The following is a 14,771-nucleotide window of genomic DNA, read 5'->3' as shown; positions in this document are numbered from 1 at the left end:
TGGAAAGCTGAATATAAACACGCCAATCTCATCGCCAGAATGGACTGAAATATCCAGCTTTGCGACACCGCTGGCATTCTGTGTGCTTGAAGTAACAGGGATTTTCCGCAACACTGAACAGCTATGTAAACGCTTACCCTGGAAGGCTCTTACCGATGGCTACGATAAAGGATGTTGCCAGGCTCGCGGGCGTTTCCGTTAAACGGTTTCCCGCGTTATTAACAACTCACCGAAGGCGAGTGAGGCGTCACGCCTGGCCGTTACCAGCGCAATGGATGAGCTGCAATACCACCCGAACGCCAACGCACGCGCCCTGGCGCAGCAGTCTACCGAAACCATGGGGCTGGTGGTGGGCGATGTTTCCGACCCGTTTTTTGGTGCGCTGGTGAAAGCCGTTGAGCAGGTGGCTTACGAGACCGGCAACTTTTTACTGATTGGTAACGGTTACCATAATGAGCAAAAAGAGCGTCAGGCCATCGAGCAATTGATCCGCCACCGCTGCGGCGCGCTGGTGGTCCACGCGAAAAAAATTCCCGACGCCGACCTGATCCCGCTGATGAAACAGATCCCTGGCATGGTGCTGATTAACCGCGCCCTGCCCGGCTACGAGCAGCGCTGTATTGCCCTGGACGATCGCTACGGATCCTGGCTGGCCACCCGCCATCTGATCCAGCAAGGCCATCAGAACATTGCCTACATCTGTTCGACGCACCCGATTTCCGATACCGAAGATCGCCTGCAGGGGTATTACGATGCGCTGAAGGAACATAATCTGCCGTGCAACGACCGTCTGGTGGCGCTGGGCGAGCCGGATGAAGTCGGCGGTGAACAGGCGATGACTGAGCTGCTGGGCCGCGGCAAGCAGTTTACCGCCGTCGCCTGCTATAACGATTCGATGGCCGCCGGCGCGCTGGCGGTGTTAAGTGATAATGGCGTGCGGGTGCCGGAAGAGATGTCGTTGATTGGTTTTGATGACGTGCTGGTGTCGCGCTACGTTCGTCCGCGCCTGACCACGGTGCGTTATCCGATTGTCACCATGGCGCAACAGGCCGCCGCGCTGGCGCTGGCGTTAGCCAATAATCAGCCGCTGCCAGAAGTGACCAATTTGTTCAGCCCGACGCTGGTTCGCCGTCATTCGGTAGGCACGCCGGACTGATTAACCGGCAAGCGATCGCTGGTAAAGCCGGACAGACCGGTCCGGATAATCCAGCGCATCGCCGATATACTGCCAGCCAAAGCGCTCGTAATAATCCGCAAAAGCCGCATACAGATACAGCTGGTCGTCGCCGCGCAGGCGGCTTTCCGCCATTACCTTAAGCTGCAACTGCTCGCTCAATCCGCGCCCGCGATAGCTTTCGTCCACGTATAACGCGGCCAGCCACGGAGACAGATCCTGACGGCTGATCAGGTCACAGCGCCACAATCCTACGGTTCCCACTACCCGGTCGCCGTCTGTCGCTACCCAGGTGATCGGCAGGTCCGCGCCGCTCAGGCTGCTGGCCAGAATGCTGGCAAAGAAGGGCCGGCTGTTTTCGCTGCCAAAGGCCTGCCATAACCAGTCGGTGACCGTGTCGATATGCTGTTTCGCCTCCGCCAGCGGCACAATTTTTAGCGTGCTCATACCAGCTTGCCCTGGAAAATCGGCACCGACTCAAACAGATAGCCATCAAAATCAGGGGCATCCGCGTCGGACAGTTCCAGCAGGGATTTCTTCACGTTTTCCAGGTGCTGCCACATCGCCTGCCACGAGCCCATCACATCGCGACGGCGCAGCGCGGCAAGGATGGTCTGGTGATCGCCCAGCCACTTCAGGCGGTAGCTCCGGGTTTCGATATGGCTGCGCAACTGCTGCCAAAGCGGGTTGTTCTCATGATGTCGCCAGATGCTGGTAACGGTATCCAGCAGCATCTGATTTTGCGTCGCGCCCGCCAACAGCAGGTGAAACATCTTGTCGTTGTCCTGGCTGGCATCGTTGACCGCAATCGCCTTCTGCTCCTGCTCAAGGATGCGCTTCAGGTTCTCAATGTCCGCTTTGGTGGCCATTTTGGCGGCAAAGGCGGCGATATTGCTTTCCAGAAGTTGCCGCGCCTGCAGCATTTCAAACGGGCCGACGTCGCTGCGGAAGAACGCTTCCTCTTCGTTGCTGATCTCAGAAGGAATGCGCATCACGTACACGCCGGAGCTTTGACGGATATCCACCGTCCCTTCCAGCTCAAGCATCAACAACGCCTCGCGCACGATGGTGCGGCTGACGCCCCAGGTTTCGGCAATGTTTCGTTCCGGCGGAAGTCGTGAACCAACGGGATAATGACCGTCGAGAATTTGCTGGCGCAGATGCTGTCCGATTTCCTGATACTGCTTCTTCTCTTGACCCGCCGCGCCCTTTTCCACGTATTCACCCTTAGCTCGTTAAACATCCTGCCGACCGTGCTTTCCATAATTGCGCACTCTCCTGCTGCGGTCGGCAAGGTAATCTGCCTAGTTTACCAAAGCCAGCGCCTGATCGAGTACTTTTGCTCCATTAAGCGTGCCATAAGCCAGGGTATCAATCACCGCGATAGGAATGTGATAGCTGTCGGTCAGCTTGCGGTTCTCTTCCAGCTTGAAGCGAACCTGCGGCCCCAGCAGCACGGCCACCACGTCCGGGCCATAATTTTGCAGCTCGTCGCGCAGATTCTGCTCAGGAATGGCATAAATCTGGTATTCCAGACCGCGCGCGACCGCTTCTTTTTCCATCCGCGTCACCACCATCGAGGTGGACATGCCTGCGGCGCAGGCTAATACGATACGTTTCATGGTCATTCCTTATTTCATTTCATCATCAAGGGAAAGGGTGAGCTGTCGGCTGTCACGGCGCTGGCGATACCAGTGCGCTGATTTTTTCAGGCGGCGCTGGCGGTCGTTCTCCAGCTCGATTTCCACCAGCCCGTAGCGGTTCTTAAAGGCGTTCATTGGCGAGACGTTGTCGGTAAAGGCCCACAGCATATAGCCCTGGCAGTTAGCGCCATCTTCACGCGCCCGCAGCGTCTGGTAGAGATGCTCGGCGATAAAGGCGATGCGATAGTCATCCTGGATCTGCCCTTCCGCGTTTTTGAATTGCGCTTCATCTTCGATGCCCATTCCGCTTTCGGCGACAAACCACGGAATGTTGCCGTAGTCGTTTTTGATGCGCATCGCCATGTCGTAGATGATGGTCGGCTGAATTTCCCAGCCGCGGGATTTGTTCATCCGCCGGCCCGGCAGTTCAAAATGCTCGTAATAGTAAGCGGGATGGAACGGCGTCTCGGGATGCCAGGCACGGGATGGTGCTTTGACCCGATGCGGGTAATAGAGGTTGATGCCCACCTCATCCACCCGATACTCGGCAATCAGCTGCAGCTCTTCCGCGCTGACATCCCAGCTGACCTGATGTTTCGCCAGCAGCGCCACCAGCTCCGCCGGGTACTCGCCTTTGATCGCCGGGTCGAGGAAAACGCGGTTGTAGAACAGATCGTACATGGCTGCGGCCTTCACATCGTGCGGCGCAGACGACCGCGGATAGGTCACTTCCGGATTAAGGATGGTGCCCACCGTGCCGGGATAGCCCTTCTCGCGGTACAGCTTGACCACTTTGGCGGTGGCCAGGTTTTTGTGGTGATTCCACTGCATCCACTTCGAGGTGTTTTGCTCATACGGCCAGCGTAGCGCATCGAGATAGACGCGGGTTTGCACCACAATCGGCTCGTTAAAGGTAAACCAGCGGGTGACCTTGCCGGCATAGCGTTCAAAGACTTTTTCCGCATACAGCAGATAGAGCTCAACGACCCTTTTTGAGCCCCAGCCGCCGTACTGCTCCAGTAATACCGCCGGCAGTTCGTAATGTTCCAGGCACAGCATCAGCTCAATGCCCTGCGCCTGCATCTCGGCAATCAGCGCGTCGTAATAGCCGGCGTACTCCTCATCCACCACGCCGTTTTCATAGTCGGTCAGGAAGCGCGACCAGTTAATCGACGTGCGGTAGTGGGTCAGTCCCGCCGCCTTCATCAGCGCCACGTCTTCCTTGTAGCGGTTGATAAAGTCGGTGGCGACCGCCGGACCATAGCCGTTATGCCAGACGTGCCGGTCGTTCTTGTACCAGGCATCCAGCCAGGAGTCCTGCCCGTCTTTTTTCCCGCTCCAGCCTTCGGTCTGCCACGCTGATGCGGCCGCACCCAGCATAAAATCGTCAGGAATGTTGATGGTGACCTTACTCATTACGTCTCCTTAGTTTTGCGCGAATTCAGGTTGCAAGGCTTTCGCTTCAGCGGCTTCAGCACGGCGCGCGGCAATTTTCACAAACGGCACATAGATCACAATGGACACCAGAATGCAGATGATTTGTGTCACCACCGCACCCATCGATCCGGCGGTGGAAAGCCAGGCATTGATGATGGGCGGCGTGGTCCAGGGCACCATCACCACCGCTTTGCCGGCAAAGCCCATCACCGTGGCGAAGTAGCCGATCGAACCGGTGATCAGCGGCGTGATGATGAACGGGATAGCGAGGATCGGATTCAGCATGATCGGCATGCCGAAAATCACCGGTTCATTGATATTGAACAGGCCAGGACCGAAGGAGAGCTTGGCAATTTCGCGCATCTCTTTGCGTTTGGTCGCCAGCATCACCGCGCTGAGCAGGCCAATGGTCAGCCCGGAACCGCCGATGCTCATATACACATCCCAAAACGGCATGGTGATGATGTTTGGCGCCTCTTTGCCCTGCTCAAAGGCGTTCATGTTGACCAGAATCGCCCCCAGCAGCAGCGGCTCACGGATCGGTTTCACCATCTGGTTGCCGTGAATGCCGATCACCCAGAACAGCTGAGCAACAAACATCAGCAGCAGAATGCCCCACAGGCTCTGCACCACCGACTCCAGCGGCTCCTGCACCACTTTGTACACCGCATCGTAGAGATACATGCCGGTGAAGCGATGGAAGATAAAGCCGAAGGTGGCGATCGCCGAGACGGTGATGATGGCCGGGATCAGCGCCGAAAACGAGGCGGCGACGTTAGGCGGCACGGTGTCCGGCATTTTGATTTTCAGCCGTTCGACGTTCTCCAGGCGGCAGTAAATTTCCACCGAGAGGATGGCGATAAACATGCCGAGGAACAGGCTTTTGGTGTCGGAGAACTGTTTCGCCAGCACATCGGTGACCAGATGCATCTGCCCATCGACCAGCATGGTGAGCGTGGTTGGCGTCACGGCGATAAAACAGATGATCGCCAGCAGGCCGGGAAACAGCGTTTTTATGCCGTTGATTTTGCCCAGCTCAATACCGATCAGGAACACCGCGCCGATATTGAGAAAGCTCAGGGTGGCGTAGTTGATGCTGGTGGTAATCGGTTTCAGCTCGGCGAGAAAGCCCAGTGCCTGAATGCTGGCGAGGCCGTTTTTCCCGTCCAGTACCATATTGGAGATCAGCACCGAGAACGCGCCGACGATGATGACCGGCATCAGGGTAATGAACGAAGACTTGATCGCCATGATGTAGCGATAGCTGTTGAATTTGGTGGCGAAGCTGCCTAAAGAGTCGATGAGTCGATCCTGTAGAGACATGCGTAATACCCTCAGAAGTAAGTGGTGAAGCGTCCCGATATTTTTTCGCCCTGCGGAAGTCCGTTCTTGTGGCATACCAAAAATAGCGAAACCGAACTTATTTTCTGTGACAAAACCCGCAGAAGTGCATATTGGCATTCCGATAGGATGTATTTTCATTATTTGGCATACCAATACCGGAGGCAGGAATGGATTTTGAGCAAACCATGATGGAGCTGTTGATCAGTGCAGGCGAGGCGCGGTCTCACGCGATGAGCGCGATTCAGTTCGCCCGCAAGAAGCAGTGGCAGCAGGCGGATGAGGCGCTAGCCGCGTCGCTGGAAGCATCGAAAGGCGCGCACCATATCCAGACCCAGCTGATTGGCGCTGATGAAGGCTGCGGCAAAGTGCCGGTGACGCTGATTCTGGTCCATGCGCAGGACCATCTGATGAATGCGATGCTGTGCCGCGATCTGGCGGAGGAAATTGTGTTGCTGCGGAAGGAGTTACTGGGTGGAGAGCGTCTGACCGAGGCCTGAACCCGGCCTGCGGTTAGCCGCCTGAAACCCAGGCGGCCGGTTCACAACGCAAGGGATGCCGCTTACAGCTCCAGCGCCAGCAGTTCCTGTATGGTTTGCGGGCGGCGGATCTCACGCGGCTGGCCCGCTTCAAACAGCACTTCCGGCAGCAGCGGGCGGCTGTTGTAGTTAGAGGACATCGACGCGCCGTAAGCGCCGGTGTCATGGAAGACCAGGTAATCACCCGGTTTAACCTGCGGCAGCGCGCGGGTTTCCACCTTACCGCCTTCCAGCTGAGTAAACACATCGCCTGATTCGCACAACGGCCCGGCGACCACGCTGTCGACGGTGTTCTGCTCATCCAGCGGGCGGTCATCGCCGGCGATGGCCGAAATATGGTGATAGCTGCCGTACATCGCAGGACGCATCAGATCGTTAAAGCCGGCATCCACCAGCACAAAGTGACGGCTGCCCATCGCCTTCACCGCACGCACTTTGGACACCAGCACGCCAGATTCCGCCACCAGGAAGCGACCCGGTTCAATTTCCAGCTTCACCGGGTGGCCGAGATGTTTTGCCACGCGCTGACGGGCCGCATCCCACAGACCGAAATAGTGTTCGGTATTGATCGCCTCTTCACCGAAGCGATAGGGGATCGACAAGCCGCCGCCCGCCGAGATGGCTTCCAGATCGTGACCTAAGCCAATCACCTGATTAACCATCGCATCACACACCTGCTCCAGGTGGGCATAATCCACGCCGGAGCCGATATGCATATGGATGCCGACCAGCTTCAGCTTGTGTTGCTGAATGGCTTCCAGCGCCAGCACCAAATCGGTATACCAGATGCCGTGCTTGCTGTTTTCGCCGCCGGTATTGGTTTTCTGGCTGTGGCCGTGACCAAAACCGGGATTGACGCGCAGCCACACCGGATGGCCTTCAGACACCTCGCCCAGCTGGTGCAGCATATCGACGGAACCGGCGTTGACCGGGATTTTCAGCTCGGCCAGACGTGCCAGCGTCGGCTCATCCAGCACGTCGGCGGTGAAGACAATCTCGTCGCCGCCCGGTGTGAAGCCGGCCACCAGCGCACGCTCAATTTCGCCCAGCGACACCGAATCCACCTTCACGCCTGCGGCGCGCATCAGGCGCAGAATATGGATGTTGGAACAGGCTTTTTGCGCAAAGCGCACCACATCAAACTGCTGCAGCTGCGAGATACGTTCGGCAATGACGCTGGCGTCATAGGCCCAAACCGGTCCACCGTACTGGCGCACCAGCGGCAGCAGGTTGTCACGGGTTAAAGCGGTTTGGGTGTTGGTAAGTAAGCGTGGCATCGGGACTCTCCTGAAGATAATAAGGCTATTACGCCACAGCCTGAACAGGATGAAAAATATCTGTTTTAACGAAGTCTATTCATCCATGATATGGCTTCAATCGTCTCCAGGAAAAAAGTATGGCTGGCATTACGCTGCGACATATCGAAATTTTTCACGCCGTGGTCACCGCGGGCAACCTGACGGAAGCCGCTGCGTTGCTGCATACCTCGCAGCCCACCGTCAGCCGCGAACTGGCGCGTTTCGAAAAGCTGGTCGGCCTGAAGCTGTTCGACCGCGTGCGCGGCCGTTTGCAGCCCACGGTGCAGGGCCTGCGGCTGTTTGAAGAGGTTCAGCGTTCCTGGTATGGCCTGGACCGGATCGTCAGCGCCGCCGAAGGCCTGCGCCAGTTTCGTCAGGGTGAACTGTCAATTGCCTGCCTGCCGGTGTTTTCGCAGTCGCTGCTGCCGCTGTTTTGTCGGCCCTTTTTGCAACGCTACCCGGACGTCAGCCTGAACATTATTCCGCAGGAATCCCCGCTGCTTGAAGAGTGGCTCTCCGCGCAGCGCTACGATTTGGGGCTGACGGAAACCCGCCTGACGCCGGCCGGAACCGAGCGCACCGAGCTGTTTACCGGTAATGAGGTGTGCGTGCTGCCGGACGGTCATCCGCTGGCGGCGAAAGCCTGCTTAATGCCGGAGGATTTTGCCGGTGAGGATTACATCAGCCTGTCGCGAGCCGACAGCTATCGCCAGCTGCTGGACAATCTGTTTCATGAGCAGGGCGTGCAAAGGAGGATGGTGCTGGAGACGCACAGCGCGGCGTCGGTGTGTTCGATGGTCAGAGCCGGCGTCGGCGTGTCGATCGTCAACCCGCTGACCGCACTGGACTATGCCGGAAGCGGCGTGGTGATCAGGCGCTTCAGTATTGATGTGCCCTTTACCGTCAGCCTGGTCAGGCCACGCCACCGCCCTTCTTCGGCGCTGGTTGAGGCTTTCTGCGCCCATTTACTGCAGCACATCAGCCTGGTTAACCAGCGCCTTGCGGCGTTATTGCATTAAGCGTTGACGGTCTGCGCCTGTCCACGCGACGGACGGAAGGTAATCAGACAGAGGATCAGGCCGCCGACCGCCAGCACGGCGGCCGCCACCGGCACCGCCGTCAGGCCATAACCGCTGCCAATCACCGCGCCACCGGCCCAGGCACCAAAGGCGTTCCCGACGTTAAAGGCGGAGATATTCAGCGTCGACACCAGGTTCGGCGCCTCTTTACCGTGACGCACCACGTTGATCTGCAAACCCGGTACGGTGGCAAAGGTGGCCATCGCCCACAGGAACAGCGTCAGTTCGGCCAGCCACAGCGCATGGCTGGTCCAGCTGAAGATCAGTGAAAACACCGCGATCAGCGAGAAGCTCAGGATCAGGCTTAAGGACAGCTTGCGGTCTGCCAGCTTGCCGCCCAGAATATTGCCCACCGTTAACCCACCACCAATCAGGAACAGCGTCCAGCTGACGCCTTTGTCGCTGATACCGGTCACCTGCAACAGCAGCGGCGCAATATAGCTGAACAGCGCAAACATCGCGGCGGCAAAGAACACCGTCATCAGCAGTGACAGCCACAGCTTGCCGTTCGCCAGCGCGCCAATTTCGCTGGCAAGGTGCACCGGCTTTTCATCGCGATTGGTGGGCAGGCTGACAATCAGGCCAATAAATGCCAGCACGCCAATCACCGACACGCCCCAGAAGGTGGCGCGCCAGCCGTACAGCTGACCAAACCAGGTGCCCAGCGGCACGCCAAGCACGTTCGCCAGCGTCAGGCCGGTAAACATCAGCGCCACCGCCGACGCCTGCTTGCCTGGCGCAACCAGACTGGCCGCAACCACCGCACCGATGCCGAAGAACGCACCGTGACAGAGGGCGGTAACGACGCGCGCCATCATCAGCAGGTTGTAGCTATAGGCCAGCGCACAGAGCCCGTTGCCAATAATGAAAATCACCATCAGCAGCATCAGCGTGCGTTTGCGCGGCAGCTTCGCCGTCAACAGCGCCATAATCGGTGCGCCAATGGCCACACCCAGCGCATAACCGCTGATCAGCCAGCCGGCGGAAGGAATGGAGACGCCGAGGTCTCCCGCCACTTCCGGCAGCAAGCCCATAATGACAAATTCCGTGGTGCCGATAGCAAACGCACTCAGCGCCAGCGCCAGTAAGGAAACAGGCATGTCACACTCTCCAAATAAATAACGGTCAGGCCATAAGCCCGAGGGGGCGTTCCCGGTTGCGGGGATTAAAAGTTTGATTCAGATCACATTAGCAATTAAAGCACAGCTTACCGGCGGCTTATAGATCGGGTCTGTCAAAGGTCTGTTGCTGATATCGCAATAATCGGCAAACTTTTCAGCAGTAAGTGTTATCCCGCTGAATTAACGGGTTAAAAAAACAGCGAAATTGCCATTTTTACGAAATCTTTATGGTCTATAATTTGCTTCATCCGGCTGTTACATAATACTTTCTGAACAATAGCTTCTAAGATTGATCTGACTTTTCCCGCTTCGGGCGACGACAGATTGCCATCTGAGCCAGAAGCCGTAGGCTTTGAGCCTTGTTCAAATGATTAAAGTTTTGCGATGAAGAGCCGATACCTCGAATGGATTCACGGGCGTTTCCTGAGCTGTGCTTGATCGATTCATTACCGAGGAAGAAAGATGCGACGCGCTGTTTGCCTGCTTGCCCTGTTAGCCAGTGGCTGTTCGGTAGGAAAATATGAGTACAGCAAAGAAGCCGAAAAGCGGGTGGATATGACTGTCACCGGCATTCCGACCGTGCTCGGCGTCGGCACGCTGGGCACCACCATTCCGCTGACCGCGGACTACAGCCTGACCGCCGCACACGTCGCCAAATTCTCCCTGTATCGCGTCAAATCCTACCATCCTGAATGCGACCTTGCGGTGGTTTACCACAAGAATGGCAATGTCCCGCCGCCGCATTTCCGCAATGGCCACATTGGCGACAAAATCAATCTGTATGGCTACAGCTTTATCTCGGCGATGCCGGTGGCCTCAACCGGCACCAACCTGGTCAATACCGGGCTGAAGAACGACTGGAACAAGGTCAGCTGCGTGGTGGTGGCATCCGATGCGGGCGTGGTGAAGGGCATGTCCGGCGGCGCGGTGTATAACGCCTCGGACGATTCCATTGGCGGAGTGATTGTCGGCTATTCCAGCCGCATCAACGACCTGAAGTCGGGCAAAGAGCTGTATAAAAACGTTTCCCTGTACGTGCCTTATGCCCGCTTTAAAGACTGGCTGAACGACGCGATCAAATCATAGCCTCGCCCACATCATCGATCGGACAGCATAAAATCAACTGCCGCAGCCGCATGGATCGCGGTGGTATCGAACACCGGGATCGGGCAATCTTCCGCCTGCAGCAGTAAGCCAATTTCGGTACAGCCAAAGATAATACCTTCCGCGCCCTCGGCCACTAACCCGGCAATCACCTGTTGATAATATGCTTTCGACGCCGGGCTAAACTCGCCCAGACAGAGCTGTTCAAAGATGATGCGGTTTACTTCCTGCCGCGCGGCGGCATCGGGCACCAGGGTTTCAATGCCAAACTCGCTGGCCAGCGGCCCGCGATAGAAATCCTGCTCCATGGTGTAGCGCGTGCCCAGCAGCGCCACGCGGGACATCTTTTGCTGCTGAATGGCTTTGGCCGTGGCTTCCGCGATGTGCAGAAAAGGCAAACCGCTTTGCTCGACGATCGGCGCGGCGACTTTGTGCATGGTGTTAGTACAGAGCACGATGCCTTCCGCGCCGGCTTTTTTCAGCGCCAGCGCCGCATCGGCCAGCATCTGCCCGGCCCGATCCCAGTCGCCGCTGGCCTGACAGGCTTCAATCTCATGAAAGTCCACGCTGTACAGCACCAGCTTCGCCGAGTGCAGGCCACCCAGCCGCTGTTTGATCCCTTCATTGATCAGGCGGTAATACGGCACGGTGGATTCCCAACTCATGCCGCCAATCAGTCCCAAGGTTTTCATCATCGCGTCCTGGTGAAGGGCTAAATATCAGTCCCTCACTATTCCGCATTCTTCACTGCGGATCAATTTATCAGGCAGGAACCCACGGACCTTTTACTTCGCTATCAGAAAAACCTTCCGCCAGAATGCGTACCGTTGCGTCGCGCGGGGTGTTATCGCCCTGCCCCTGAATGCTGACGATATCTTGCGGGCAGGCGGAGAAGGCTACAAAGCAATCCATCTCGGCACGCAGCACGATGTAATCGCCCGGCCGGGTGACCACCGGTAGCGTTTTCAGGGTGAGGCCATCCGGCTGCACCTGAATATTCATAAAGATATTAAAGGAGGCCAGGTTGCCATGCGGCAGCGTCACACCCAGCTCGGCCATCCCTTCGTGCAGATTGTCATGGCAGTTACGGTGCGGCTCGGTACAGCCCAACAGCTCATAGCGACGGGCATCGCAGGCGGCCATAAAGGTATCGTGGACGCCAGGCGAGGTGTCGGCAACCACGGTCAAAATGGGATGGCGCTGGTTGGTGATAAAGCTGTCGCCGGTCTTCGGGTTCAGGCGCTGGTTCCAGACACGGGTCGCCTCCATACACATGTATTCGCTGACGTCATCGGCGTTATAGGCCCAGCAGTCGACAACCTGGGTGCCGTGGGTATTGATAACCTGCACCGCTTCGCCTTTTTTCAGGCGGAACGCTTTGCCATGACGCGCCGGGACAAGGTGTTCTTCGCGGCAGAGTGAGTCTTGTTGCATCGGATGCTCCTGGTTAGCCCGGCGAACGGGCGAGATAACGGGTCATCCGCCTCTCGGCCCGGCGGGCAAGATGATCGATAACGCTGCAAAGCAGCCAGTAAATCAGCGCCACCGCCAGATAGATCTCCAGCGGCGCGTAGGTTTCGGAAATCGCCTGTTTGGCGGCATACATAAATTCAGGCACCGACACCACCGACAGCAGCGCGGAGTCTTTAATCAGCCCGATCAGCAGCCCAACCAGCGGCGACAGCATCTGCGGCAGGGTTTGCGGCAGGATCACATCGCTGAAGGTGCGGAACCGTCCCAGCCCGAGAACGCGGGATGCCTCCCACTGACCGCGCGGCAATGCCTCAAGCCCGGCACGCAGGACCTGCGCGATATAGGGCGCGTAATACAATGTCAGTGCCACTACGCCCACCACCGGTGAGGAAAGGGTGATGTCGTATTCGGGCAGCACAAAATAGAGCAGATAAATCACCACCAGCAGCGGCAACCCCAGCGTAACCGAGCTGTAGAAACGCAGCAGCGGTTGCCAGAACGGCGCAGCCCGCATCAGTAACAGTGCCAGGGTTGAGCCGGCAATCAGTGAGGCGATCGCCGCCACCACGCAAAGTTGCAGCGTCACCAGCATGCCCTGCCCCAGCGAAGGTGCAGCGGTAATAATTGCCTGCCAGTCCATTACGCTCTCCCCCGCTGTTCCAGCCAGCGCGCCGCCCGGATAAGCGGCAGCGCAATCAGTAAGTAACCCAGCGAAACCAGCAGCATCACCTGCGTGGCCTCATAGCTGCGGGCAATGACAATCTGCCCGGCATAGGTTAGCTCGGTCAGGGCGACCACCGATGCCAGCGGCGTGGTTTTCAGCAGGATGGTAAATTCATTGACTAACATCGGCAGGCTGGCGCGCATCACCTGTGGATTGATGATGTACCACCAGGTCAGCCAGCGGCTCAAACCCAGCGTTCTTGCCGCCTCCAGCTGGCCGCGAGAAACCAGACGCCGGTTTACCCGCAGGATTTCGGCGACATAGGCGCCGCTGTTCATGCCAATCGCCACAACGGCGGCCAGCAGAGGCTGGCCGCCCAGGCCTAACAACGGCAAGGTAAAGAACACCACAAAGAGCTGGACGATGGCGGGCGTGCCGCGCATCAGGCTGACATACAGTCGCCCAATCAGACGCGGCGGCCAGCTGCGGCAGAGTTGCAGGTAGCAGCCGATTTGGCCGAGTACCAGACTCACTAACGCCGCCAACGCAGTCAGTTCAAGCGTGACCAGTAAACCCCGGCCCAGCTCAGGCAGTCCTGCGGTGACTTCTGCATCCAGCCCCAACATCGCGTTATCCGCCCGTAAAGTCGTGAAGATTTTCCGCTACCGACAGCAGCAGCGGCGCCGGCTTATCGTTACCTTCAATGCCGGTACAGCAGGCCGAGGCGATAAACAGCGTATCCTGCACCACGCGGCAGGTAATGCTGTCGCCGGCTTGGGTCAGGTTCGGCTGTGGCCGAATGTCACCGTTGCGGGCCAGCTCAACATGCATAAACAGGTTGATCGGATCCGGCAGCTTCGGCACCGCCATCTGCAAACGAACCAGTTCCGCTTGTACCGCGTCATAGCAGCCCTGCTGCCCCTGATAGCCCTGCGCGCTCAGCCATGCCGTGGTCGAGGCGGGCAGCAGCAAATCGTGGCGGCGAACGCTGTCTTTCCCCAGCACCATCACCGGACGGCGGCGGTTGTTGACCATGCGCATCCCCGAGCCCAGCAGATAGCTGTTGCTGAACACGCGTGTGTGGTGGACCGACAGCCAGACATTCGGTTCAGCCAGGCTGAAACCATACAGGGACGCGACGGCACCGGCGTCTGCCGCAGCGATCCGCAGCAGCTGGCCGCGCAGCACTTTGATGCTGCCGACGGTTCCCGCTGCAACCCGGACGGGTTCAGCCAGGGTACGGGGAGTATCAGAGGCAAAGCCTTCTTTCATTAACAGCATTTCAGGCCTCGCTTAGGGTGTAACGGTCAGAAACGGTGATATCAATCGGGGTGACCTGCAGGCCGTTACCCGGAATAATGTCCTGCGGGCAGGAAGAGACGGCGCAAATGAGGTCGCACAGGGCTTCGAACACAATGCTGTCGCCGGCGCGGCTGTTAGGGTCGGTCACTTCCATCCGGCCATCGGCGGTCACCGGGCCATTCTGGAACAGGTTAAACGGCTCCGGCAGGCTGTAGTAAGTGACGCCAAATGGCTTCATGCCTTCCAGCAGGTTATCAACACAATTGCGGTGCCCTTCGACGCCGAAATCGATACTGAAACGCGTACGATCGCAGGCGGGCACGTTGGCATCGTGGATGCCAATGCTGTCCGAGACAATCTTCAGCATCGGCCGGTTTTCACTGGACCACAGCGCATCGCCCGGCTTAAAGAACAACGAGCGCAAGTGCTGACGGGTGTGAACCGGTGAAAGCTTCTCCTGGATATTCTCAGCGCTGACGGCGACAAAGTCGGCCGCCTGCTGGCCGAGGGTGTCGATAACGGTAATAAACTGGCCTTTACGCACGGTGAACGTCTGGCCGTGTCCGGCGGTAACATGGACATGTTGCTGGCACATA

16 protein-coding genes and 1 pseudogene are annotated in these 14,771 nt (G+C 58.0%); 4 read left to right on the top strand and 13 right to left on the bottom strand.

Going from position 1 to position 14,771, the window contains the following annotated elements:
* Nucleotides 1–155: 155 nt before the first annotated feature.
* Nucleotides 156–1,156 (top strand): annotated as a pseudogene (galR, locus tag AC0IXH_RS22670) (HTH-type transcriptional regulator GalR).
* Here the strand turns inward: galR and AC0IXH_RS22665 are convergent.
* From AC0IXH_RS22665 to AC0IXH_RS22645, 5 genes are all read right to left on the bottom strand, one after another.
* Nucleotides 1,157–1,621, bottom strand: coding sequence for a GNAT family N-acetyltransferase (locus tag AC0IXH_RS22665; protein ID WP_471721052.1), 465 nt, complete (start codon nt 1,619–1,621; stop codon nt 1,157–1,159).
* Nucleotides 1,618–2,391, bottom strand: a complete 774-nt coding sequence (locus AC0IXH_RS22660) for an FCD domain-containing protein (RefSeq protein WP_013203621.1) — start codon at nt 2,389–2,391, stop codon at nt 1,618–1,620. The genes AC0IXH_RS22665 and AC0IXH_RS22660 overlap by 4 nt, the downstream gene beginning before the upstream one ends.
* An 87-nt stretch (nt 2,392–2,478) precedes the next feature.
* Entirely contained in the window at nt 2,479–2,796 is a 318-nt protein-coding gene (locus AC0IXH_RS22655; protein ID WP_013203622.1) for a PTS sugar transporter subunit IIB, read from the bottom strand.
* A 9-nt stretch (nt 2,797–2,805) separates the two neighbouring features.
* On the bottom strand, nt 2,806–4,233 hold the full coding sequence (locus AC0IXH_RS22650) for a glycoside hydrolase family 1 protein (protein WP_346595730.1): 1,428 nt from the start codon (nt 4,231–4,233) through the stop codon (nt 2,806–2,808).
* Nucleotides 4,234–4,242: 9 nt separating this feature from the next.
* On the bottom strand, nt 4,243–5,577 hold the full coding sequence (locus AC0IXH_RS22645) for a PTS sugar transporter subunit IIC (RefSeq protein ID WP_053143743.1): 1,335 nt from the start codon (nt 5,575–5,577) through the stop codon (nt 4,243–4,245).
* 188 nt (nt 5,578–5,765) lie between these two features.
* Here AC0IXH_RS22645 and AC0IXH_RS22640 point away from each other — a divergent pair, with 188 nt between their 5' ends.
* Nucleotides 5,766–6,095, top strand: a complete 330-nt coding sequence (locus tag AC0IXH_RS22640) for a PTS lactose/cellobiose transporter subunit IIA (protein ID WP_013203625.1) — start codon at nt 5,766–5,768, stop codon at nt 6,093–6,095.
* Nucleotides 6,096–6,157: 62 nt separating this feature from the next.
* Here the strand turns inward: AC0IXH_RS22640 and lysA are convergent, their stop codons facing one another.
* Nucleotides 6,158–7,411, bottom strand: coding sequence for a diaminopimelate decarboxylase (gene lysA, locus AC0IXH_RS22635; protein WP_471721051.1), 1,254 nt, complete (start codon nt 7,409–7,411; stop codon nt 6,158–6,160).
* A gap of 119 nt (nt 7,412–7,530) precedes the next feature.
* Between lysA and AC0IXH_RS22630 the strand changes: the two genes are divergently transcribed.
* Complete coding sequence (locus AC0IXH_RS22630; RefSeq protein ID WP_471721050.1) at nt 7,531–8,451, top strand: LysR family transcriptional regulator; 921 nt, start codon at nt 7,531–7,533, stop codon at nt 8,449–8,451.
* On the opposite strand, the gene AC0IXH_RS22625 is transcribed toward AC0IXH_RS22630, so the two are convergent.
* Nucleotides 8,448–9,611 carry an MFS transporter gene (locus tag AC0IXH_RS22625; protein WP_265908575.1) on the bottom strand — a complete coding sequence of 388 codons (1,164 nt, stop codon included), beginning with the start codon at nt 9,609–9,611 and terminating at the stop codon, nt 8,448–8,450. The genes AC0IXH_RS22630 and AC0IXH_RS22625 overlap by 4 nt on opposite strands.
* Nucleotides 9,612–10,094: 483 nt before the next feature.
* Between AC0IXH_RS22625 and AC0IXH_RS22620 the strand changes: the two genes are divergently transcribed.
* A complete protein-coding gene (locus tag AC0IXH_RS22620; RefSeq protein WP_013203629.1) occupies nt 10,095–10,718 on the top strand; it encodes a hypothetical protein in 624 nt (207 codons plus the stop codon).
* A gap of 11 nt (nt 10,719–10,729) precedes the next feature.
* On the opposite strand, the gene AC0IXH_RS22615 is transcribed toward AC0IXH_RS22620, so the two are convergent.
* From AC0IXH_RS22615 to AC0IXH_RS22590, 6 genes are all read right to left on the bottom strand, one after another.
* The gene (locus AC0IXH_RS22615; protein WP_346567077.1) at nt 10,730–11,428 is read right to left on the bottom strand and encodes an amino acid racemase; all 699 of its coding nucleotides are present in this window, start codon (nt 11,426–11,428) and stop codon (nt 10,730–10,732) included.
* A gap of 70 nt (nt 11,429–11,498) precedes the next feature.
* Entirely contained in the window at nt 11,499–12,170 is a 672-nt protein-coding gene (locus AC0IXH_RS22610) for a DUF1989 domain-containing protein (RefSeq protein WP_013203631.1), read from the bottom strand.
* Between the two features lie 13 nt (nt 12,171–12,183).
* Nucleotides 12,184–12,849, bottom strand: a complete 666-nt coding sequence (locus AC0IXH_RS22605; RefSeq protein ID WP_013203632.1) for an amino acid ABC transporter permease — start codon at nt 12,847–12,849, stop codon at nt 12,184–12,186.
* Entirely contained in the window at nt 12,849–13,499 is a 651-nt protein-coding gene (locus AC0IXH_RS22600; RefSeq protein ID WP_013203633.1) for an amino acid ABC transporter permease, read from the bottom strand. The genes AC0IXH_RS22605 and AC0IXH_RS22600 overlap by 1 nt, the downstream gene beginning before the upstream one ends.
* A gap of 4 nt (nt 13,500–13,503) precedes the next feature.
* The gene (locus tag AC0IXH_RS22595; protein WP_013203634.1) at nt 13,504–14,154 is read right to left on the bottom strand and encodes an urea carboxylase-associated family protein; all 651 of its coding nucleotides are present in this window, start codon (nt 14,152–14,154) and stop codon (nt 13,504–13,506) included.
* A 1-nt stretch (nt 14,155) separates the two neighbouring features.
* Nucleotides 14,156–14,770, bottom strand: coding sequence for a DUF1989 domain-containing protein (locus AC0IXH_RS22590; RefSeq protein ID WP_134822665.1), 615 nt, complete (start codon nt 14,768–14,770; stop codon nt 14,156–14,158).
* Nucleotide 14,771 lies beyond the last annotated feature (1 nt).

The organism is Erwinia sp. AC075 (assembly GCF_979253995.1).
The sequence above is the reverse complement of the archived record's forward strand: the minus strand, read 5'-3'. Positions and strand labels throughout refer to the sequence as shown.